This is a genomic window from Cellulomonas sp. H30R-01 (assembly GCF_010119915.1).
Lineage (GTDB): Bacteria > Actinomycetota > Actinomycetes > Actinomycetales > Cellulomonadaceae > Cellulomonas > Cellulomonas algicola.
This window is the reverse complement of record NZ_CP048210.1, coordinates 263528-283861: the sequence shown is the minus strand read 5'-3', so window position 1 is coordinate 283861 and position 20334 is coordinate 263528. Positions and strand designations below refer to the sequence as shown.

Genomic DNA, 20334 nt, shown 5'->3' with positions numbered 1-20334 from the left:
GCATGTCGGCGCGATGGGTTCGGACGCACGAGGCCTTCGGTGCCCGCGACGCGCTCGGCGCCGTCGACCGAGGAATGCCCTGGGTGATCCTGTGGTGCGAAGGCGGGCTGTCGCGGTCGACCGACGACCCGCCCGACCATGCGGGCGTCTCGTACGTGCGAGGCCACCTCGTCGAGCCGGCCGAGCGGGAACGTCTGTTCAGGAAGGCCCAGCGCAAGGGCCGTACGTCGACGGTCGTGATGGCCGAGCGATGGGAGAGCCCCGACGAGGGTCCCCTCATCGTCTTCTACGAGTCGGGTCCCTACCTGCTGCCGGATCGCGACGATCCGACGACGGTGTGACGGCGGGCCGCAGGCCGTCCGAGACCGCCGTCACTCACGCGCGCCCTCCCGCACGTCAGCTCTCTGCAGGCTGTCAGCCGCCGCCGGGGCGATGACGCCGGCCGCGTCGAGCACGTGCGGGTGCCGACGCACGAACGGCCGATCGCTGTCGCTCACCCGGTCGAGAGGCCCGGCTGCCCGCATCACGACGTCGAGCACCCGATCCGTGTCCGCCCGGTAGGGCTGCGCGAACCACGCCATGTTCGCCTCGACGACGACCGCGTCGCGGCGGGGTTCGCCGGGCGGCCCCACGAGTCCGACATCGAGCACCACCGCGCTCGGCAGGGTGTCGCCCATCTCCCCCAGCAGCTCCTCGGCATACGCGACGACCCGGGAACCCTCCGCGGTGAGCAGCGTTCCCAGGTCCAGGTGGCCCCACGTCGCGTACCGGGACCCGGTGTGCACGCGGCCGTCCAGCACGAACAGCCGGTACTCGGCGGCGAACTCGACGACGTCGGACACGAGCACAGGCATGTCGAGGGCCAGCCCGGCGGTGGCCGACGCGAGATCCGCCCCATCGCTGTAGACGCGTGCGGGGAAGTCCTTGCTGCTCGGAGGCTTCACGAACCGGCGACCCGCATGACGCGCCGCGTCGAGCGTCATGAGCCGCACCGACCGGCCCAGCCGGCGACCCGGAAGACCGCTCAGCCAGTCGTCGTGCGGTTCGAGGAGCCCGACGCGCAGCTCGTACGCATGCGCAGCGGCCCAGAGCGGACCACCCCAGTAGTGCCGGTCGCCCACGACCTCGAGGCCACCCAGGACGAGGCCACGGCGACGGGCGGCGTCGACGACCCACCCGGCTCGCGACGACTCACCGGGCGCGACCGTCAGGATCTGCGGAGGCACGCGGTCATGATGGCCGCCCCTGCGCTGCACCCGGCACAGGATTGCCGACCGGCTCACCCGGATGCGCACGTGCCACCTCCGGAGCCCCGCCGACTGTCGAGGCATCACTCTCTGGTGCCGGCGATCTGAGCCAGACCTCGCAGGTAGTGGGTTCCGACCGATGCGCTCGTCACCGCTCGGACTCGATACCAGAGCGGCTTCTTGCGCCACCGCGCGTCCGGGCGCACCTCGTGCAGCGCCACCCAACCTCGTCGTACGTCGACGACCTGACCGATCCAGACCGCGGATCGCTCGTTCTCCTTCTCGATGCCGATCAACGGCCCGGTCGGCGCGAGGGTTCGGAGCATCCGTTTCGTCGATGTCAGGTCGACCACGCCAGGCGGCGACGGCGGCCACTCCGGTTGCGTGGCTGCGAACCTGCTCTCAAACGAGCGGTCACGAGTGACACTCGTGACATCGCGCAGGCGGAACGTCACGTGGCCGTCGAAGTACCCGCCGTCCATCGTCCGGGCCACAAGAACCCACTTGGACCCCACCCCGACGACGAATCCGTCGACCCGGTACGAGTGCTTCGGCCGTCGGTGGATTCGGACGAGGGCGCGCTCCACGAGCGCCGACTCGAGCTCGCGGCGGCCGCGCTTCGACATGGCGGGGACCCTAGCCGCGCGCAGCACCGGGGTCACTCCGGGTCACCCGCTCGGACAGCGTTCACGCCGCGATGCCGTCGGTCAGCGGCTGCTCGTCAACGGGCACGCCACCAGTAGAGCGTCGTGAGGTCGGATGGCCAGGCCGCCGAGCGCCTGAAGAGCCCCGGCGGTTGCTCGACCGGATCGGCGTCTGTCAGTACGCGCCAACCCGCGTCGACGACCTCGTCGACTCGCGGAGGCCGGACGTGCGCACGTGAGGACTCGTCGCACGCCCCGAGCGCCTCGAAGTTGCGCTGTGCCCTGCGCAACGAGACGGAGTTCGCGCCCCCGTCGAGGTCCGGCCAACGCAGCTGGACAGCGTCGTCCTCCCAGAAGCAGATCGGGCAGATCTCGTACGACCCCGGCGCCTCTCCGAACACGAGGTGGCCGCAGCACGGGCACGGATACTCCTCGTCGCCACTCGTGCTCACCTGTGACGGACCGCCATGACGCGCTCAAGGCCCTGCTCACGCTCAGTCATGCAGCCATGCCTGATCCGCGTCCTCGTCAGAGAGCGCTCGCCTGACCGAGTCGATCCAGTCGTCCCACCTGGCGGGGTCCGTCTTCATGTACGCCCACAGCAGGACGAGACCGTCGTCGGGATTCTTCTCGAGTGCGACGTACTGATCGACCATGAAGTACGCCGCACGGAACGCCTGGTCGAGCGTGAGCCGCTCGGGGAGCGCGGCTTCGTCCATCGCTTCTCCTGGGAGTCAGACGTTGAAGCGGAACTCCACCACGTCGCCGTCGGCCATGACGTAGTCCTTGCCCTCGACGCGGGCCTTGCCGGCGGCGCGTGCGGCGGCGACGGAGCCGGCGGCGACGAGGTCGTCGAACGAGATGACCTCGGCCTTGATGAAGCCCTTCTGGAAGTCCGTGTGGATGACACCGGCGGCCTGCGGCGCGGTCCAGCCCTGCCGGATCGTCCAGGCGCGGGCCTCCTTCGGGCCGGCGGTGAGGTACGTCTGCAGGCCGAGGGTGTGGAAGCCGACGCGGGCGAGCTGGTCGAGGCCGGCCTCGTCCTGGCCGTTCTCGGACAGCATCTCGGCGGCCTCGTCGGGCTCGAGCTCGACGAGCTCGGACTCGAACTTCGCGTCGAGGAAGATCGCGTCGGCGGGGGCGACGAGCGCGCGCAGCTCGTCCTGCATCGCGGTGTCGGCGAGGCCCTCGTCGTCGGTGTTGAAGACGTAGATGAACGGCTTGGCCGTCATGAGCTGGAGCTGCGCGACGTGCTCGTCGTCGGCGAGGCCCGCGGCGAACAGCGTCTGGCCCTTCTCGAGGACCTCGTTCGCGGCGACGGCCGCCGCCAGGAGCGCGGGGTCGGCCTTCTTGCCCTTGACCTCCTTCTCGAGGCGCGGGATCGCCTTCTCGAGGGTCTGGAGGTCGGCGAGGATCAGCTCGGTGCTGATGATCTCGATGTCGTCCTTCGGGTTCACCGCGCCGGACACGTGCACGACGTCGGGGTCGGCGAACGCCCGCGTGACCTGGCAGATCGCGTCGGCCTCGCGGATGTTGGCGAGGAACTTGTTGCCCAGGCCCTCGCCCTCGCTCGCGCCCTTGACGATCCCGGCGATGTCCACGAACGACACCGTCGCGGGCAGGATGCGCTCGGAGCCGAACAGGTCGGCGAGCACCTGGAGACGCGGGTCGGGCAGCGGCACGACGCCGACGTTCGGCTCGATCGTCGCGAACGGGTAGTTCGCCGCGAGGACCTGCGCCCGGGTCAGCGCGTTGAAGAGGGTGGACTTGCCGACGTTGGGCAGGCCGACGATGCCGATGGTGAGTGCCACGGGCGGCAAGTCTACGGGCGACGGCGGAACGCGGCGTCGCCGTCACGCGCGCACCCGCCCAACCGCGCGGCCGGCGCCGGGCGGCTGAGCGAGTCGTGCGGCACCTATGCCGCCGCGTCCTTCTTGGCCGCGATGAGCTCGGTCAGGTCATGGAGGGGCTTCGTGCCGGCTCCGATGATCAGCCCCGTCGCCAGCACCTCCTGCCAACGCGCCGCCGACGCGATCCCGACCGTGGAGAGGAAGTAGAGGTGCATCGACGACGCCACCCACATCCCGACCGCGGACGCGATGGCCCACATCGTGACGGACCGCTGCCACTTCTTCTCGGCCAGGTTAGCCGCGCTCTGCGCGGCCTTCTCGACGGCGGTGTTGACCGTGGCACTCGAGCCGCCGGACACGAGGGCGGTGGTCGCAGCGTCCCTGTCCGACGCCGCCGCGGCCTTGGCGTCGTCCGCGGGGACCAGCCACGACGTGAACGGCTCGAGCAGACGCTCGATCATCAGTGCGGCGACGAAGAAGACGGCGAAGATCGTCAGCCCGTCCACGACGGGCGTGGTCGACCCGACCACGAAGTCGGGGTCGGAGAGGACGGAGACGCTCAGCCAGCAGGTGAGGGCCAGACCGGCGAGCGCGAGCACGAGCACGACGAGGCGAGGCGTCCCGCGCGGTCGGGCGACCGCCGCGACGACCCCGTGAGGCGGAGCGACGCCGGTGGTCAACAGGTCGGTGGGAGCCAGTGCGATGGTCATCAGATCCCCCTTTCACAGCGGCGCGGCGATGCGCCTACGCCCCACGCAACTCAGCCGGGGACGAAGGCGCCAGGCCCCTTGGTCCCGATTCGTCCCCATGCGGTTGCCTGCCAGGCGGCTTCGCGGGGGGCCGAGCGTGGCTCCGTCAGGCGAACGCGACGAGCTGCTTGAGGAGGTCGGTCTGGCGTCGCTCGAGGATCCGCCCGCCGACGCGAACGCCCACGACGAGCGCGACCGTGCCGAGCACGAGGCCGACGACGAGCGTGACCACGCCGAGCCACGCGATCCCCTGCCGCACGGCGATCAGCGCGAGCACGCCCTCGGGCAGGGATGCGGCGGCGACGGCGAGCGACCCGACGAACTGCGACACCACGGCCGTCGTCCCGCCGTTCGACTTCGTCTGGAACGGGTTCTCCCCCGCCTTCTGGACCGGGTAGACGACGAGGGCCGACGCGATGCTCGACGCGCCCCACGCCGTGAGGAGCACGCCGAACGAGACGCCGAGCAGCGCGGGCAGCGCGTCGGCACGGCCGACGACGAGTGCGGGCGCGACGACGCAGACCAGCACGAGCGGCACGCCGAGCAGCGCGGCGGACAGCACGCGGCCGAGCCGGTCGACCGAGCCGCGCAGGGGCGCGGCGACGTGCGTCCAGAACGCGGACCCGTCGTAGGCGACGTCGGCGGAGATCCCCCACCCCATGAAGTAGGCCGCGACCGGACCGAGGATGAGCAGCAGCTCACCGCCGGGCGAGGAGAACCACAGGAAGATCGGCACGATCGGGATGAACACGAGCGACGCCGCGTACCGCGGGTCGCGCACCCAGTAGGTGAGGCAGCGCGCCGTCACGGCGCCGAGCGGCGTCGCGGGCAGCCGCGTGAACCAGCCGAGGTCGCGCCCCTTGCCGCCGACGCGCTCCTGGATCGGGTTGACCAGGCTGTGCGCGAGGCTGCGGTCCCACGCGACGGCGAGCACCAGGAGCGTGACGACGGCGACCGCGAGCCGGCCGAGCGCGACGAGCCAGTCACCGTCGACGACGGCCGCGGGCACACCCCACGTGGCGCCCAGCGGCGACCACGCCAGACCGTTCACCAGGCCGTCGAGCTGGGCACCGTCGAACGCGCCGTCGAGGCTCGACAGGATCGGCCCGATGAGGAAGATCGGCAGGATGGCGATGATCGCGAGCACCTCGCGGACGCGCCGACGGGCGACCAGCGGCGCGACGAGGGTCGTCGTCGCGCGGCTGCCGACCACGGCCGTGACGAGGAACAGCACCGCCGCCGGGATGGCGGCGACGAGCGCGGCGGGGTCGCGCCACCACGCGGCGACGGTGCCCAGCGAGACGAGCGTCGTCATCGCGCCGGGGACGCCGATGAGCCCGCCGATCGCGAGCCCCGCGACGAGCTGGCGGCGCGGGATGGCGAACGTCACGAAACGCGCCGGGTCGACGGTCGAGTCGACCCCGAACGCGACGAGCGGGACGACCCACCAGCCGAGCATCACGGCCGAGCCGGCGAGGACGACGACGGTGGGCAGCAGGTCGGGCGACGCGACCGACACCGTGACGACGCCCGCGACCGCGATCACGGTGACGAACAGCCCGTAGAGCAGGCCGAGGGCCAGGCCGACCACCTGCCAGACGCTGCGCTTCAGCCCGTTGCGCAGCAGCGTGAGCTTCAGTCGGACGAGGTGCGCAACCACGCGAGCCCCTCCCCGCTGACGCGCCCGCCGACGAGGTCGACGAACCGGTCCTCCAGGCTGGCGTCGCCGCGCACGTCGTCGACGGTGCCCGCGGCGAGCACGTGCCCACCGGCGATGATCGCGACGTGGTCGCACATGCGCTGGACCAGGTCCATGACGTGCGACGACACGATGACGGTGCCGCCCGAGCGGACGTACGACGCGAGGATGTCGCGGATGTTCGCCGCGGACACCGGGTCGACGGCCTCGAACGGCTCGTCGAGCACCAGGAGGCGCGGCACGTGCACGAGCGCGCAGGCCAGCGCGACCTTCTTCGTCATGCCCGCCGAGTAGTCGACGACGAGCGTGCCCGCGTCCTTCGTGAGGTCCATCGCGGCGAGCAGGTCGCGCGTGCGCTCCGCGGTGGTGTCCCGGTCGAGGCCGTGCAGCAGGCCCGCGTAGGTGATGAGCTGCTCGCCCGTCAGACGGTCGAAGAGCTTCACGCCGTCGGGCAGCACGCCGAGCATGGCCTTGACCTGCAGCGGCGACGCCCACAGGTCCTGCCCGTGGACGAGCACCGTGCCCGCGTCGGGCTGCAGCAGGCCGGTCGCCATCGACAGCGTCGTCGTCTTTCCCGCGCCGTTCGGGCCGACGAGCCCGTAGAACGAGCCCGCCGGGACGTCGAGGTCCACGCCGGCGACGGCGATCTTCTCGCCGAAGCGTCGCCACAGACCGCGCAGCGCGAGCGCGGGCGCGGCGGACGGGGCGGGGTGGACGGCGTCGGGCGCGGGCACCGGCACGGAGCCGGGGGCCGGGACCGACGCAGGGGACGGGGTCGGGGCGACGTCCTCGGGCGGCATCGGCCCAGCATAGGCAGCATGTCGGGCCGTGCGGCGCCCGTCGGCGCCACACCGGCGCGCACCGGGACGTGTGTCGGTGGCGGCTGAGAGGGTGCGGGCATGGACACGACCGCGCTGCTCGTCGGCCTCCTCGTCGGCCTCGTCGCGGGTGCGGCCGTCGCGTGGCTGCTCGCGTCGTCGTCGGGTCGTCGCACGGCCGCACGCCTGCACGCCGCCGAGGTCGACGCCGCGCGCGTCCGTGCGGTGCTCGACGCGGAGCGCGCCGCGACCGCCGACCGGCTCGCCGCCGCGCAGGCCGACTCCGAGCGCGTCGCCGACCAGTTCCGTGCGCTCGCCGCCGACGCGCTCGCGACGAGCTCCGACCAGTTCCTCGCGCTCGCGCACCAGCGGTTCGCGGCCGACCACCAGACGCAGGTCGGCGAGCTCGCCCAGCGGGAGCAGGCCGTGCGCGCGCTCGTCGAGCCGCTGTCCCGCACGCTCGACCAGGTCCGCGCCGAGCTCGCCGAGGCCGAGAAGGCGCGCGTCGAGGGTCACGCGGCGCTCGGCGAGCAGGTCCGCGCCATGCGGGTGGCCTCCGAGCAGCTCCGCGGGGAGACGGCTCAGCTCGTCACCGCGCTGCGGTCGTCGCAGGTCCGTGGCCGTTGGGGCGAGGTGCAGCTGCGCCGGGTCGTCGAGGCCGCCGGGATGCTCGCGCACGTCGACTTCGTCGAGCAGGAGCAGGTGCGCACCGACGACGGGCTGCTGCGCCCCGACATGGTCGTGCGGCTCGCGGGCGGCAAGCACGTCGTCGTCGACGCGAAGGTCGCGTTCCTCGGCTTCCTCGAGGCGTCCCAGACGGACGACCCGGCGGTGCGGGCCGACCGGCTCGCCGCGCACGCCCGGCACGTCCGCAAGCACGTCGACGACCTCGCCTCGAAGCGGTACTGGGACCAGTTCGCGCCGGCACCCGAGTTCGTCGTCATGTTCGTCCCCGCCGAGTCGTTCCTGCACGCCGCCGCCGACCAGGACCCGACGCTCGTCGAGTACGCGTTCGAGCGGAACGTCGTGCTCGCGACCCCCGTCACGCTGCTCACGCTGCTGCGGACGGTCGCGTACGCGTGGCGGCAGGACGCGCTCGCCAGCAACGCGCAGGCCGTCCTGTCGCTCGGCAAGGAGCTGCATGGCCGCCTGGCCACGATGGGCGCCCACCTGACCCGCCTCGGGCGGGCCATCGACTCCGCCGCGGGCGCCTACAACCAGGCGGTCGGCTCGCTCGAGACGCGCGTGCTCGTGAGCGCGCGCAGGTTCGCCGACCTGCACGTCGTCGACGGGGACCTGCCGACGCCGACGCCCGTCAACCCGCAGCTCTCCGTCGTCAGCGCACCCGAGCTGGTCGCGTCGGCCGAGGAGCAGTTCGTGGCCCTCGACGACCGCGTGCTCGGGGACGGCGTCGAGCGGCGCGACGCCCGGGCCCTCGACGCCGAGCTCCCGCGTCCGGAGGGCCGCCGGGCCGGGGGCGAGGGGGCGACGACCGCCTGACGGTCGCGCCACCGGCTGGTTCCTCGGGACGGTGCGTCAGCCCATGGCGTGGCCCATCGTGGACGTCAGGCTCGTCGTGGGCTCGGTCGTCAGGCCGGCTCCGGTCGGGGCCCGTCTCAGGACGGCCCGCTCGACGCCGACGTCCTGACCGTCGCTGGTGTCAGGCAGGCTGGACGTCGAGCGAGCGGCGACCCTCGCGGCGCGGCCGCTCCGGGGTCACCCCGGAGGCCTTGAGGTCGGCGCGGAGCTCGCGCGGGAGCGAGAACATGAGGTCCTCGGTCGCCGTGCGGACCTCCTCGACCTCGCCGTAGCCGAGGCCGGCCAGCAGCTCGAGGACGTCGCGCACCAGGATCTCCGGCACGGACGCGCCGGACGTGACGCCGACGGTCGTCGCACCGTCGAACCAGGCCGGGTCGATCTCGGACGCCTTGTCGACGCGGTAGGACGAGCGCGCCCCGGCGTCGAGCGCGACCTCGACGAGGCGGACCGAGTTCGACGAGTTCGCCGAGCCCACGGTGATGACGACGTCGCAGTGCGGCGCCAGCTTCTTGACGGCGACCTGACGGTTCTGCGTGGCGTAGCAGATGTCGTCGCTCGGCGGGTCCTGCAGGTGCGGGAACCTCTCGCGCAGGCGGCGGACCGTCTCCATCGTCTCGTCGACCGAGAGCGTGGTCTGGGAGATCCACACGAGGCGCTCGGGGTCGCGCACGACGACGTCGTCCACGGCCTCCGGGGAGTTGACGACCTGGATGTGCTCGGGCGCCTCGCCCTGCGTGCCCTCGACCTCCTCGTGGCCCTCGTGGCCGATGAGCAGGATGTCGTAGTCCTCGGCCGCGAACCGGACCGCCTCCTTGTGGACCTTCGTCACCAGGGGGCACGTCGCGTCGATCGTCTGGAGCGAGCGGGCCGCGGCGGCGGCGTGGACGGCCGGGGAGACGCCGTGCGCGGAGAACACGACGCGCGCGCCCTCGGGCACCTCGTCGGTCTCGTCGACGAACACGGCGCCGCGGGCGGCGAGCGTCTCGACGACGTACTTGTTGTGCACGATCTCCTTGCGGACGTACACGGGGGCGCCGTAGTGCTCGAGGGCCTTCTCGACGGCGACGACGGCCCGGTCGACGCCGGCGCAGTACCCGCGGGGCGCGGCGAGCAGCACGCGCTTGGTCGGGGGCACGCCGGGGGCCTGGTCGGTCGCAGAGGTCACGTCGCGAGTCTACGTTCGCACCGCGCGCGGACGACCCCGCGCGGGTGTGCGTTCGCGCACCTCCACGCGACGTCCACGGGCCTCGCACGCGTCGACCGGACCGCGACCCCGTCATGACGCCCGCGTCGGGGACGTGAGCGGGCGTCATGACGGGGTCGACGGCGCGGGGCAGGTCTCGGCCGACGACTGGGGTTGTCCGCGGTGTGGGGCAGGCTGTGCGGGTGAGCACCGAACCCCAGGAGCCGGCCGCGCGGCTGCCGCTGCCGCTGCGTGCCGCGGAGACGACGCCGGAGCGCCCGTGGCCCGTCCGGCACCTCGCGCCGAAGATCGCGGACTACATCGCGCGGATGCCGCCCGTGTGGGTCGAGGGGCAGGTGCTCAACCTCAAGCGGTGGAACACGATGTACTTCCTCACGCTGCGGGACACGGACCTCGACATGTCGCTGTCCGTCACCGCGCCCGCCGGCGCGATCCGGCGGCTGGGCGACGCTGCGGCCGACGGCGCGCACGTCGTGGTGCACGCGAGCCCGCGTTTCCACGCCAAGAAGGGCGACCTGACGTTCCAGGCAGACGACGTGCGCCTGGTCGGGCTCGGTGAGCTGCTCGCGCGCATCGAGCACCTCAAGGGCGTGCTGGCCGCCGAGGGGCTGTTCGACGCGGCCCGCAAGCGGCCGCTGCCGTTCCTGCCGGCCGTCGTCGGGCTGGTGTGCGCGCAGCAGGGCGACGCGGAGCACGACGTCGTGTCGAACGCGCGGGCGCGCTGGCCCGGGGTCCGGTTCGAGATCCGGCGCGTCACCGTCCAGGGGCCGCGCGCGGTGCCCGAGGTGTCGGCCGCGATCGCGGACCTCGACGCGGACCCGCGCGTCGAGGTGGTCGTCGTGGCGCGTGGCGGCGGGTCGTTCGAGGACCTGCTGCCGTTCAGCAACGAGACCCTGGTCCGCGCGGCGGCCGCGTGCCGTACACCGCTCGTCTCGGCGATCGGGCACCACATGGACTCGCCGCTCCTGGACCTGGTCGCGGACTTCCGCGCGTCGACGCCGACCGACGCGGCCAAGCGCGTCGTGCCCGACGTGAGCGAGGAACGCGCGCGCGTGCTGCAGCTGCGGCACCGGTCGCGCGGTGCGCTCGTGCACCGGCTGACGCGCGAGCAGGCGGGCCTCGACCACTGGCGCAGCCGTCCGGTGCTCGCGAACCCGACCGCGCTCGTCGACGGCCACGAGGCGCGCGTGCACGTGCTGCGCGACGCGGCCCGGCGTGCGCTGCACACCGAGCTCGTGCACGGTCGGGCGGAGGTCGCGGGACTCGCGGCGCAGGTCCGGGCGCTCTCCCCCGCGGCGACGCTCGAGCGCGGGTACGCCGTGGTGCAGCGCGCCGACGGTCGGGTCGTTCGTGACCCGGTCGACGTCGACCCCGGCGACCGGCTCCGCGTCCGCGTCGCGCAGGGCGAGATCGCCGCGGAGGTCGTCGCCCCCTGACGACGTCGGGCGTCCGGTCGGTGGTGGGCGCAGGGCGCCGTCGGCCGCGGGTGGTTGACTGTGCGTCGTGCCGACGACGCCCTCCCGCAGCACCCCCGACAGCCCTCCCGAGCAGGACGCCGACGTGTCGGCGCTGACCTACGAGGAGGCGCGCGACGAGCTCGTCGCGGTGGTCGCCCGGCTCGAGGCCGGCGGGGCGTCGCTCGAGGAGTCGCTGCGGCTCTGGGAGCGCGGCGAGGCGCTCGCCGCGCGCTGCCAGCAGTGGCTCGACGGCGCCCGCGAGCGCCTGGCCGCGGTGCGCGCGGCCGACGAACCCCCAGCCGGGTCGGCCACCGACCCCACGAACGAGCAGGAGGACGACCGGTGAGCGAGCGGGCCCTGGTGATCGGCGAGGCGCTCATCGACGCGGTGCGTCGACCGGACGGCTCGCGCGCGGAGCACCCCGGCGGCAGCCCGGCGAACGTGGCGCTGGGCCTCGGTCGGCTGGGCCGCGAGGTCGACCTGCTCACCTGGCTCGGGCTGGACGCCGAGGGTGACGCGGTGCGTCGCCACCTGGAGGCGTCGCACGTGCGCGTGCTGCGGGGCGACCGGTCGCCCGCGCGGACCCCCGTCGCGACGGCGCACCTGGACGCGCAGGGCGTCGCGACGTACGAGTTCGACCTCGAGTGGGACCTGCCGACGTCCTGGGACGAGCCCGCCGGCGACCCGGTCGTCGTGCACACCGGGTCGATCGCGGCGGTGCTGCAGCCCGGCGGCACGCGCGTCGCGCACGAGGTGTCGCGGCGTCAGGGGACGTCGACCATCACCTACGACCCGAACCTGCGGCCCGCGCTCATGGGGTCGCCCGCGCACGCGCAGCCGTTCGTCGACGCGCTCGTGCGGCTGGCCGACGTGGTCAAGGTCAGCGACGAGGACCTCGGGTGGCTGCACCCGGGTGTCGCGCCCGCGGAGATCGCCGAGGAGTGGAGCCGGTCGGGACCCGCGCTGGTCGTCGTGACGCACGGCGGTGAGGGTGCGTTCGCGAGCACGGCGGCGGGTGCCCGGATCACGGTGCCGGCGCCGTCGGTGCAGGTCGCGGACACGGTCGGTGCGGGCGACTCGTTCATGGGCGGGCTCATCGACGGGCTGTGGTCCGCGGGCCTGCTGGGGGCGGACCGTCGGGAGGCCCTGCGTGACGTCGACGCGGCAACGGTCGAGCGCGTGCTCGAGCGCTGCGCGCGCATCGCCGCGATCACCGTGTCCCGCCCGGGCGCGAACCCCCCGACGTCGGCCGAGCTCGACGCCTGACGGATGTCCGGCCCCCCCCTCGACGGCGGCCTCGATGGCGGTCGACGGGCCGCGCGCCGCGCCGGCGCCACCGCGCGTACCGCTGACGCGGTGACGCGTGACGCCGAGGTGTCGCCGTCGCGCCTGACGCTCAGGCCGTCTTGGTCCGCTCCCGGTCGCGCTGCTCGCGCGCGTGCGCACGCTCGAGCGACGCCTTGCGGTCCTGCTCGTTCTGCTCGTCGATCGCCCTCGCCTCACGCTCGTCGAAGGTGAGGTTCTCGCCCGTCTCGGGGTCGAAGACGAGGATCTTCGACGCGTCGAACCAGAGCGTGGCCCGGTCGCCGTCGCGGACGCGGGAGTCCGACGCGAGCGCCACGACGAGCTGGGTGCGCAGCCCCTCGCCGTCGAGGTCCCGGTCGAGCTCCTCGAGCTTGCCGCGCACCGACTCGTGCGTCTCGAAGGGGATGTAGGCGAACAGGTCGGAGCCGAGCCACTCGGTGACGTCGACGTCCGCCTCGAAGGTGACACCGCCGGTGCGGCCCTGCCGCTGCGCGACCGTGCCGTCCTCGAAGTGCTCGGGCCGGATGCCGACGATCACCAGCTGCCGCGACCCGATCCGGCGCCGCAGGTCGTCGGTGAGCGGGACCTCGGCGAACGGCAGGCTCAGCGTGTCGCCGGAGAGCTCACCGGGCACGAAGTTCATGGGCGGCGAGCCGATGAACCCGGCGACGAACAGGTTGACGGGGTGCTCGTAGAGGGCGCGCGGCGACGCGACCTGCTGCAGCTCGCCCTTGCGGAGGACGGCGACGCGGTCGCCGAGGGTCATGGCCTCGGTCTGGTCGTGCGTGACGTACACGGTGGTCGTGCCCATGCGGCGCTGCATGCGGGCGATCTCGGTGCGCATCTGGCCGCGGAGCTTGGCGTCGAGGTTGGACAGCGGCTCGTCGAACAGGAACGCGCGCGCGTCGCGGACGATCGCACGGCCCATCGCGACGCGCTGCCGCTGCCCGCCGGACAGGTTCGCGGGCTTGCGCTCGAGGTGGTCCTGCAGCTCGAGGGTCTCGGCGGCGAACCTGACCTTCTCGCGGATCTGCGCCTCGGTGAACTGGCCCTTGGTGAGCCGCAGCGGGAACGCGATGTTCTCGGCCACCGTGAGGTGCGGGTAGAGCGCGTAGTTCTGGAACACCATCGCGAGCTGGCGGTCGCGCGGCGCCTTCTCGTTGACGCGCTCACCACCGATCTTCAGCTCGCCGTCGGTGATGTCCTCGAGCCCGACGATCATCCGCAGCAGCGTCGACTTCCCGCAGCCGGACGGGCCGACGAGGATGACGAACTCGCCGTCGGCGATGTCGAGGCTGACCCCCTTCACGGCGTGGAAGCCGTCGGGGTAGCGCTTCTGGATGTCGGTGAGCGTGATCGCAGCCATGGAGGTCTCCTTCGGGTCAGCCCTTGACCGCGCCCTGGGTCAGGCCCGCGACGATCTGGCGCTGGAACAGCAGCACGAGGATGACGACGGGGATCGTGACGATCACCGCCGCGGCGGAGATGGCACCGGTCGGCTCCTCGAACTGGGAGGCGCCGGTGAAGAACGCGAGGGCCGCGGGCACGGGGCGGGCGCGGCTCGTCGAGGTGAGCGAGATGCCGTAGACGAAGTCGTTCCACGCGATGAAGAACGCGATGAGCGCGGTCGTGAACACGCCGGGTGCGGCGAGCGGCACGATCGCCTTGCGGAACGCCTGCCAGCTGGTCGCACCGTCGACCTGCGCCGCCTGCTCGAGCTCCCACGGGATCTGCCGGAAGAACGCGGCGAGCGTCCAGATGGAGATCGGGAGCGTGAGGGACAGGTACGGGATGATGAGGCCCGCCCACGTGTCGTACAGGCCGATGTTGCGCCACAGGTTGAACAGCGGAGTCACGATCGAGATGACGGGGAAGATCGAGACGCCCAGCGCGGTCGTGAGGATGAGCCGCTTGCCGGGGAAGTCGAGCCGCGCGATCGCGTAGGCGGCGAGCGTGGCCAGCACGACGGCGATCGCCGTGGCGATGAGCGAGATGCCGATCGAGTTGCGCAGCGCCGGCAGGAACAGGTCCCGCGCGGACCCGTCGGGCCCGAGGATCTCGTTGTAGTTCGTCCACGTCCACTGCGACGGGAGGAACGTCCCCGTGTTCAGCTCGCTGGGCAGCTTGAACGACGTCGCCATGATCGACAGCACGGGGAACAGCGCGTAGGTCAGCACCAGGACCGTGATGACGGCCCACACGACCTTCATGCGGGTGGTCAGCGCGCTCATCACCCCTCCCCCCTCGCGCCGGCGAGGTCGACCTTGAACAGCTTGATCGCGACCCAGCAGATCCCGATGACGGCGAGGAACAGCAGCACCGAGATCGCGGAACCGAGGCCGATCTCGAGTCTCCCGATGGACGTCCGGTAGGCCAGCAGCGACAGCACGGTCGTGCCCGCGGAGCCGTTCGTCATGATGAAGACGTTGTCGAAGATGCGGAACGCGTCGAGCGCCCGGAAGAGGACGGCCACCATGATCGCGGCCTTCATGTTCGGCAGCGTCACGCGTCGCAGGCGCTGCCACCACGTGGCGCCGTCGACCTCGGCGGCCTCGTCGAGCTCGCCGGGCACCTGTGCCAGACCGGCCAGGAGCAGCAGTGAGATGAACGGCGTGGTCTTCCAGATCTCCGAGGCGATGATGACGAAGATCGCGGTGCCGAACTCGGCGAACCAGTTGAGGTTCTCGTCGATCCCCGGCACCCAGTCGAACCAGGTGTTCACGTAGCCGGAGTTGATGTCGAACGCGTAGAACCACGCGAACGCGGAGACGACGGTGATGATCCCGTAGGGCACGAGGATCGCCGTGCGCAGCAGCCCGCGCAGCCGCTTGATCGCCCGGTGCATGACGAGCGCGAGCGCGAACCCGAGGACGAGCTCGACCGCCACCGTGATCACGGTGATGAGCACGGTCACGCCGAACGCCTGCCACCAGACCGCGTCGGAGAGCACGACGCCGTAGTTCGCGAGACCGACGAACGAGCGGTCGTCCGGTGCGGTGAGCCGGTACCGGAACAGCGAGTCGTACATCGCCTGCAGGATCGGGTACAGCGTGACCGCCAGCATGACGACGAACGCCGGACCTGCGAGGTACCAGCCGAGCCGCGCCTCGGCTCGTGCACGGTCGGACCGCAGCGCCTTCGCGGATCGCCCGGCCGTGCCGCGGATCTCCGCCGCTGCGGGGGCTGTCGCCTGGCTCGTCATGACCCCTCCCCTCTCACAGCAGCTGGTCGCCGCGGAGGACCGCGGTGATGAAGTCGGTGGACTTCTGCGGCGTCGTGTCGGGGTTCACCGACGACGGCGGGTGCCACGTCTCCTGCAGACCGGAGGACACCTCGTTGTAGTAGGGCGTCTGCGGTCGCGGCGCGGCCTGCTCGAGCGACTGGCGGATGACGGGGGCCATCGGGAACGCCTCGATCACCTGCGGGTCGTCGAAGGCGGTCGTGTTCGACGGCGGGTTGCCGTTCTCGACGAAGTAGTAGACCTGGTTCTCGGGCTGCACGATGCACTCGGCCGCGGCGAACGCCTGGTCGACGTACCGGCTGAACGCCCCGACGCCGAGGTTGATCCCGCCGTACGGCGGCCGGGACTCCTGCGCCTCGTCGACCTGCGGGTACAGGGCCCAGCCGATGTCGTCGAGCACGGACTGCTCGATCGCGCCGTCCTCGACGCCCGCCTTCGTCGCGGGCCAGACGAACGGCCAGTTGACCATGAACGAGCCGCGGTCCCCCTGGAAGATCGACATCGACGCGTTCTCGTCCTCGGTCGGCAGCGCCGGACCGGCGAGGTCGTCCTTGCCGATGGTGCCGATGATCTCGGCCGCCGCGCGCCCCGCGTCGGAGTCGAGGCCGAGCGTGAGCTCGTCGGCCGGGGCCTCGGGGTTCTCGAGGATCTGCCCGCCGGCCGACTCGACCAGCGCGTTGATCCAGACGGTGAGCGACTCGGCCTTGGCGCCCTGCACGCTGAGGTACTTGTCCTGGGACTTGGAGGCCTCCATGACCTGCTGCCACGTCACGGGTGCCGTCGCCGGGTCGAGCCCTGCGGCCTGCGCGACCGACTTGCGGTACCAGAGCAGCTGCGTGTTCGCCCAGAACGGGACCGTGACGAGCTTGTCGCCCCAGGTCGCGCCGTCGAGCGCGCCCTGCACGACGTCCTGCGAGACGCGCTGCGCGACGTCGTCGGGGATCGGCGCGAGGAACCCGGGCTCGGCGAGCTCCGGGATGAACGGCGGGTCGAGGCTCATGAGGTCGATCGACGTGTCCTTCGCGGCGAGCCGTCGGGCGAGCTGCTCGCGCTGCGAGGCGGCGTCGCGGGGCAGGACCGACACCTCGAGGCGGTACTCACCGCCCGCCTGGTCGGTGCAGCGGCGGGCGATCTCCGCCTGGCCGCCGTCGTCCGGGTTGATGTACCACGTGAGCACGGGCGGACCCGACTCGGCCGCGCACGCCGCGAGCGGCGCGAGCAGACCGACCGTCGCCACCATCACGAGCGCTCTCGTCCGGCGTCGCACGAGCCACCTCCCCCGTCGGCGCTCCCCCGCGCCATGACCTTGCCTACTCCTGTCGTCGCAGGTCCGCCACGGGAACGCCGCCTCGCGTGCGTGTCCTGCGACCGCCTGGCGGTCATCCGCTGCCGCCCCGTCGTGTTGCTGCCACGATGTCGGTCGTGCCGAACGTGACTCCCGCCGAAGCCTGGTCCGCACTGCGTGAGGGGAACGCCCGCTTCGTGCGCGGCGAGATGGAGCACCCGTCGCAGGGCATCGACCGCCGCGCCGAGCTCTCCACCGCCCAGCACCCGTTCGCCGTGATCTTCGGCTGCTCGGACTCGCGGGTCGCGGCGGAGATCATCTTCGACCAGGGACTGGGTGACGTGTTCGTGGTCCGTACCGCGGGGCACGTGCTCGACACGACCGTCATCGGGTCGATCGAGTACGGCGTCGAGGTGCTGGGCGCGTCGCTCGTCGTCGTCCTCGGTCACGACTCGTGCGGGGCCGTCGCCGCCGCGACCGCCGCGCTGCAGGACGGGTCGCTCCCCCGCGGCTTCGTGCGTGCGGTCGTCGACCGCGTCATCCCGTCGATCGTCAACCTCGCGGGCGAGGGCGGCATCGGGAACGTCGACGCCGCGACGCTCGGCCACGAGCACGTCCGGCACACCGTGCAGATGCTGCAGGGCTACTCGGTGTCGCTCGCGGAGGCCATCGCCGAGGGGCGCTGCGCGATCGTGGGCCTCGAGTACACGCTCGCCGACGGCCAGGTGCACCTGACGGAGTCCGTCGGCGATATCGGCTGACCGGCGCGCGGCCGCGCCGCGGAGCCGCCCGTCAGAGCCAGGAGTCCTCCGGGCCGGGGCGCGCGCCCGGCTCCTCGTCGTGGACCGTGAGGCGTTCGCGCCAGTAGAGCCCGCCGTCCTCCCGCTGACCCACCAGACCGGCCTCGACGAGGTCGCGACGCAGGCGGACGGGATCGTCGGACACCTCGGCGAGCCGCGCGGTCAGGGCCGCCTCGGGGGCGGCCTCGCCCGGTGCCAGCAGCGATGCGGCCAGGTGCTCGAGGACGAGCATGCGGTCGTCGAGGCGCCGCGGCGTGCGCACCAGACGGCCGTGCTCGAGGAACCTCTCCGCCCCGCAGGCGGGTGTCGGCGACGTCATGTGGCCATCGTCACGCGTCCGACGCCCCGGCGCCGTGCGGCAGGATGGACCGCATGACTTCCGCACCTGTCACGGGCACGACGTCGTCGCCCGAGTTCCGGATCGAGCACGACACGATGGGCGAGGTCCGGGTCCCCGCGGCCGCGCTCTACCGCGCGCAGACGCAGCGGGCCGTGGAGAACTTCCCGATCTCCGGCAGCACCCTGGAGCGCGGCCACATCGAGGCGCTCGCCCGGATCAAGAAGGCCGCCGCGCGGGCGAACGCCGAGCTCGGCGTGCTGCCCCAGGACGTGGCCGACGCGATCGTCGCCGCCGCCGACGAGGTCGCGTCGGGTGCGCACGACGCGCACTTCCCGGTGGACGTCTACCAGACGGGCTCCGGCACCTCGTCGAACATGAACACGAACGAGGTCCTCGCGACCCTCGCCACGCGCGGCCTCGGCGCGGACGTGCACCCGAACGACCACGTCAACGCGTCGCAGTCGTCGAACGACGTCTTCCCGACGTCGGTCCACGTCGCGGCGACCGCGGGCGTCGTGCGCGACCTGGTCCCCGCGCTGGAGCACCTCGCCTCGGCGCTGCAGGACAAGGCCGACGCGTGGGCCACCGTCGTGAAGTCGGGGCGCACGCACCTCATGGACGCGACCCCGGTGACGCTGGGCCAGGAGTTCGGCGGGTATGCCGCCGCCGTCCGGTACGGCGTCGAGCGGCTGCAGGCCGCCCTCCCCCGCGCCGCGGAGGTCCCGCTCGGCGGCACGGCCGTCGGCACGGGCATCAACACCCCGGCCGGCTTCCCGCAGCGCGTCATCGCGCTGCTGCGCGAGGACACCGGGCTGCCGCTGACCGAGGCGCGCGACCACTTCGAGGCGCAGTCGTCGCGCGACGGCCTCGTCGAGCTGTCGGGCGCGCTGCGCACGATCGCCGTGAGCCTCACCAAGATCTGCAACGACCTGCGCTGGATGGGCTCGGGCCCGAACACGGGCCTGGGCGAGCTGTTCGTCCCCGACCTGCAGCCCGGGTCGTCGATCATGCCCGGCAAGGTCAACCCGGTGGTCCCGGAGGCCGTGCTCATGGTCGCCGCGCGCGTCGTCGGCAACGACGCGACCGTCGCGTGGGCCGGCGCGTCCGGCTCGTTCGAGCTCAACGTGCAGATCCCCGTCATCGCGTCCGCGGTGCTCGAGTCGATCCGCCTGCTCGCCAACGCGAGCCGCGTGCTGGCCGACAAGACGATCGCCGGCCTCGAGGCGAACGAGGAGCGCGCCCGCGCGTTCGCCGAGTCGTCGCCGTCGATCGTCACGCCCCTCAACCGCGTCATCGGGTACGAGGCCGCCGCGAAGATCGCGAAGCACGCCGTGAAGCAGGGCATCACCGTCCGGCAGGCCGTCGTCGACCTCGGCTACGTCGAGCGCGGCGAGGTCACCGAGGAGCAGCTCGACGCGGCCCTCGACGTCCTGAGCATGACGCGCCCGCCGCAGGCCTGACCCCGCGCGCGGCCGGTCCACGCAGCCGGCCGCGCCGACGTCCGGCGGCCGGCGTCCACCGCGGCGACGCGGCGGTGGTGGTGGGGTCGAACGTCCCTCGTGCACGCCCTCCCCACGGTCCTACCGTGACGAGAAGGGCACGAGAGGAGACGACGATGCTCCGCACCGCGAAGGCCCCGATCACGATCCTGCTCCTCGCCGCCGCCGGCGGCCTCGCGGCACCCGCGGCGAGCGCCGCCGCACCCACCGCCCCACCCGGCCCGCCCGGCCCGGTCGCCGACGTCCAGGTCATGCCGATGGCGCACCTCGTCGACGGCGGGGCCAGCCTCGCCGTGCGCGTGCGCGTCGTGTGCAGCCCCGCGAGCGGGGACGCCGTCCGGTGGGAGGGGTTCGTCAGCGCCACGCAGGGCGACGCGTTCGCGTGGGCCGGCCTGCCGGTGCGGTGCGACGGACGCCCTCACGTCGAGAGCGCCGTCCTCCCGGTGAGCGCGCCCGAGGGGACGGCGGCGTTCACGCGCGGGCACGCCACGGTGACGGCGGTGCTGCAGGACGAGGACACGCTCACGACGTACGCCCAGGACGAGCGGACGGTCGCGGTCCGCGGCGGCGGGCACGGCGGCATGCCGTGCCACCGGTGGTCCACCGCGGACCGCTGAACCGCCGTCGTCGCGCGGGGCGGCGACCCGTCAGCGGGTG

22 protein-coding genes are annotated in these 20334 nt (G+C 72.8%); 8 read left to right on the top strand and 14 right to left on the bottom strand.

Annotated features, from left to right (window positions below; translation table 11 throughout):
- The first annotated feature begins 2 nt into the window (after positions 1 to 2).
- The gene (locus GXP71_RS01270) at positions 3 to 341 is read left to right on the top strand and encodes a hypothetical protein (protein ID WP_162351178.1); all 339 of its coding nucleotides are present in this window, start codon (positions 3 to 5) and stop codon (positions 339 to 341) included.
- 30 nt (positions 342 to 371) lie between these two features.
- On the opposite strand, the gene GXP71_RS01265 is transcribed toward GXP71_RS01270, so the two are convergent.
- The 8 genes from GXP71_RS01265 to GXP71_RS01230 form a co-directional block, all read right to left on the bottom strand.
- On the bottom strand, positions 372 to 1226 hold the full coding sequence (locus GXP71_RS01265) for an ATP-grasp domain-containing protein (RefSeq protein WP_202924307.1): 855 nt from the start codon (positions 1224 to 1226) through the stop codon (positions 372 to 374).
- A gap of 104 nt (positions 1227 to 1330) precedes the next feature.
- Positions 1331 to 1873, bottom strand: coding sequence for a hypothetical protein (locus GXP71_RS01260; protein WP_162351176.1), 543 nt, complete (start codon positions 1871 to 1873; stop codon positions 1331 to 1333).
- 95 nt (positions 1874 to 1968) lie between these two features.
- Complete coding sequence (locus GXP71_RS01255) at positions 1969 to 2292, bottom strand: CPCC family cysteine-rich protein (protein ID WP_238402778.1); 324 nt, start codon at positions 2290 to 2292, stop codon at positions 1969 to 1971.
- 93 nt (positions 2293 to 2385) lie between these two features.
- Positions 2386 to 2610 carry a hypothetical protein gene (locus tag GXP71_RS01250; RefSeq protein ID WP_162351174.1) on the bottom strand — a complete coding sequence of 75 codons (225 nt, stop codon included), beginning with the start codon at positions 2608 to 2610 and terminating at the stop codon, positions 2386 to 2388.
- A 15-nt stretch (positions 2611 to 2625) separates the two neighbouring features.
- Complete coding sequence (gene ychF / locus GXP71_RS01245) at positions 2626 to 3702, bottom strand: redox-regulated ATPase YchF (protein WP_162351173.1); 1077 nt, start codon at positions 3700 to 3702, stop codon at positions 2626 to 2628.
- 104 nt (positions 3703 to 3806) lie between these two features.
- Positions 3807 to 4451: a hypothetical protein gene (locus GXP71_RS01240; RefSeq protein WP_162351172.1), complete on the bottom strand. Its 645-nt coding sequence runs from the start codon at positions 4449 to 4451 to the stop codon at positions 3807 to 3809.
- Positions 4452 to 4596: 145 nt separating this feature from the next.
- Positions 4597 to 6150: a hypothetical protein gene (locus tag GXP71_RS01235; RefSeq protein ID WP_162351171.1), complete on the bottom strand. Its 1554-nt coding sequence runs from the start codon at positions 6148 to 6150 to the stop codon at positions 4597 to 4599.
- Entirely contained in the window at positions 6126 to 6989 is an 864-nt protein-coding gene (locus tag GXP71_RS01230; protein WP_202924306.1) for an ABC transporter ATP-binding protein, read from the bottom strand. Before GXP71_RS01230 ends, GXP71_RS01235 begins: the two co-directional genes overlap by 25 nt.
- A 99-nt stretch (positions 6990 to 7088) precedes the next feature.
- On the opposite strand from GXP71_RS01230, the gene GXP71_RS01225 reads away from it, so the two are divergent.
- A complete protein-coding gene (locus GXP71_RS01225; RefSeq protein WP_162351170.1) occupies positions 7089 to 8507 on the top strand; it encodes a DNA recombination protein RmuC in 1419 nt (472 codons plus the stop codon).
- Positions 8508 to 8667: 160 nt separating this feature from the next.
- Here the strand turns inward: GXP71_RS01225 and GXP71_RS01220 are convergent, their stop codons facing one another.
- Positions 8668 to 9711 (bottom strand): 4-hydroxy-3-methylbut-2-enyl diphosphate reductase, encoded by a 1044-nt coding sequence (locus GXP71_RS01220; RefSeq protein ID WP_162351169.1) that lies wholly within the window; start codon positions 9709 to 9711, stop codon positions 8668 to 8670.
- 221 nt (positions 9712 to 9932) lie between these two features.
- Here GXP71_RS01220 and xseA point away from each other — a divergent pair, with 221 nt between their 5' ends.
- The 3 genes from xseA to GXP71_RS01205 all read left to right on the top strand — a co-directional run bounded on the left by xseA (position 9933) and on the right by GXP71_RS01205 (position 12473).
- Positions 9933 to 11186 (top strand): exodeoxyribonuclease VII large subunit, encoded by a 1254-nt coding sequence (gene xseA, locus GXP71_RS01215; protein WP_162351168.1) that lies wholly within the window; start codon positions 9933 to 9935, stop codon positions 11184 to 11186.
- A gap of 67 nt (positions 11187 to 11253) precedes the next feature.
- Positions 11254 to 11553: an exodeoxyribonuclease VII small subunit gene (locus GXP71_RS01210; protein WP_162351167.1), complete on the top strand. Its 300-nt coding sequence runs from the start codon at positions 11254 to 11256 to the stop codon at positions 11551 to 11553.
- Positions 11550 to 12473 carry a carbohydrate kinase gene (locus tag GXP71_RS01205; protein WP_162351166.1) on the top strand — a complete coding sequence of 308 codons (924 nt, stop codon included), beginning with the start codon at positions 11550 to 11552 and terminating at the stop codon, positions 12471 to 12473. The genes GXP71_RS01210 and GXP71_RS01205 overlap by 4 nt, the downstream gene beginning before the upstream one ends.
- Before the next feature lie 130 nt (positions 12474 to 12603).
- On the opposite strand, the gene GXP71_RS01200 is transcribed toward GXP71_RS01205, so the two are convergent.
- Genes GXP71_RS01200 through GXP71_RS01185 form a run of 4 tightly spaced genes read right to left on the bottom strand, consistent with a single transcriptional unit; the run spans position 12604 to position 16993 of the window.
- Positions 12604 to 13878: an ABC transporter ATP-binding protein gene (locus GXP71_RS01200; protein WP_162351165.1), complete on the bottom strand. Its 1275-nt coding sequence runs from the start codon at positions 13876 to 13878 to the stop codon at positions 12604 to 12606.
- A gap of 16 nt (positions 13879 to 13894) precedes the next feature.
- Positions 13895 to 14743: a carbohydrate ABC transporter permease gene (locus tag GXP71_RS01195; RefSeq protein ID WP_162351164.1), complete on the bottom strand. Its 849-nt coding sequence runs from the start codon at positions 14741 to 14743 to the stop codon at positions 13895 to 13897.
- Positions 14743 to 15714 (bottom strand): carbohydrate ABC transporter permease, encoded by a 972-nt coding sequence (locus GXP71_RS01190; protein ID WP_162351163.1) that lies wholly within the window; start codon positions 15712 to 15714, stop codon positions 14743 to 14745. Before GXP71_RS01190 ends, GXP71_RS01195 begins: the two co-directional genes overlap by 1 nt.
- 13 nt (positions 15715 to 15727) lie before the next feature.
- Positions 15728 to 16993, bottom strand: a complete 1266-nt coding sequence (locus GXP71_RS01185; protein WP_162354137.1) for an extracellular solute-binding protein — start codon at positions 16991 to 16993, stop codon at positions 15728 to 15730.
- A 173-nt stretch (positions 16994 to 17166) separates the two neighbouring features.
- Between GXP71_RS01185 and GXP71_RS01180 the strand changes: the two genes are divergently transcribed.
- Positions 17167 to 17799, top strand: coding sequence for a carbonic anhydrase (locus GXP71_RS01180; RefSeq protein WP_124341480.1), 633 nt, complete (start codon positions 17167 to 17169; stop codon positions 17797 to 17799).
- A 31-nt stretch (positions 17800 to 17830) separates the two neighbouring features.
- On the opposite strand, the gene GXP71_RS01175 is transcribed toward GXP71_RS01180, so the two are convergent.
- The gene (locus tag GXP71_RS01175; RefSeq protein ID WP_162351161.1) at positions 17831 to 18157 is read right to left on the bottom strand and encodes a DUF2087 domain-containing protein; all 327 of its coding nucleotides are present in this window, start codon (positions 18155 to 18157) and stop codon (positions 17831 to 17833) included.
- A 53-nt stretch (positions 18158 to 18210) separates the two neighbouring features.
- Here GXP71_RS01175 and GXP71_RS01170 point away from each other — a divergent pair, with 53 nt between their 5' ends.
- Positions 18211 to 19638: a class II fumarate hydratase gene (locus GXP71_RS01170; protein ID WP_162351160.1), complete on the top strand. Its 1428-nt coding sequence runs from the start codon at positions 18211 to 18213 to the stop codon at positions 19636 to 19638.
- Positions 19639 to 19793: 155 nt separating this feature from the next.
- Positions 19794 to 20294, top strand: coding sequence for a hypothetical protein (locus tag GXP71_RS01165; protein WP_162351159.1), 501 nt, complete (start codon positions 19794 to 19796; stop codon positions 20292 to 20294).
- The last annotated feature ends 40 nt before the right edge of the window (positions 20295 to 20334 follow it).

Bases quoted from the DNA above. Each gene is read 5' to 3' on its own strand.
- GXP71_RS01270 (WP_162351178.1), top strand. From the start codon at position 3: ATGTCGGCGCGATGGGTTCGGACGCACGAGGCCTTCGGTGCCCGCGAC.
- GXP71_RS01260 (WP_162351176.1), bottom strand. From the start codon at position 1,873: ATGTCGAAGCGCGGCCGCCGCGAGCTCGAGTCGGCGCTCGTGGAGCGC.
- GXP71_RS01250 (WP_162351174.1), bottom strand. From the start codon at position 2,610: ATGGACGAAGCCGCGCTCCCCGAGCGGCTCACGCTCGACCAGGCGTTC.
- GXP71_RS01240 (WP_162351172.1), bottom strand. From the start codon at position 4,451: ATGACCATCGCACTGGCTCCCACCGACCTGTTGACCACCGGCGTCGCT.
- GXP71_RS01230 (WP_202924306.1), bottom strand. From the start codon at position 6,989: ATGCCGCCCGAGGACGTCGCCCCGACCCCGTCCCCTGCGTCGGTCCCG.
- GXP71_RS01225 (WP_162351170.1), top strand. From the start codon at position 7,089: ATGGACACGACCGCGCTGCTCGTCGGCCTCCTCGTCGGCCTCGTCGCG.
- GXP71_RS01200 (WP_162351165.1), bottom strand. From the start codon at position 13,878: ATGGCTGCGATCACGCTCACCGACATCCAGAAGCGCTACCCCGACGGC.
- GXP71_RS01195 (WP_162351164.1), bottom strand. From the start codon at position 14,743: ATGAGCGCGCTGACCACCCGCATGAAGGTCGTGTGGGCCGTCATCACG.
- GXP71_RS01190 (WP_162351163.1), bottom strand. From the start codon at position 15,714: ATGACGAGCCAGGCGACAGCCCCCGCAGCGGCGGAGATCCGCGGCACG.
- GXP71_RS01185 (WP_162354137.1), bottom strand. From the start codon at position 16,993: ATGGTGGCGACGGTCGGTCTGCTCGCGCCGCTCGCGGCGTGCGCGGCC.
- GXP71_RS01180 (WP_124341480.1), top strand. From the start codon at position 17,167: ATGTCGGTCGTGCCGAACGTGACTCCCGCCGAAGCCTGGTCCGCACTG.
- GXP71_RS01175 (WP_162351161.1), bottom strand. From the start codon at position 18,157: ATGACGTCGCCGACACCCGCCTGCGGGGCGGAGAGGTTCCTCGAGCAC.
- GXP71_RS01170 (WP_162351160.1), top strand. From the start codon at position 18,211: ATGACTTCCGCACCTGTCACGGGCACGACGTCGTCGCCCGAGTTCCGG.
- GXP71_RS01165 (WP_162351159.1), top strand. From the start codon at position 19,794: ATGCTCCGCACCGCGAAGGCCCCGATCACGATCCTGCTCCTCGCCGCC.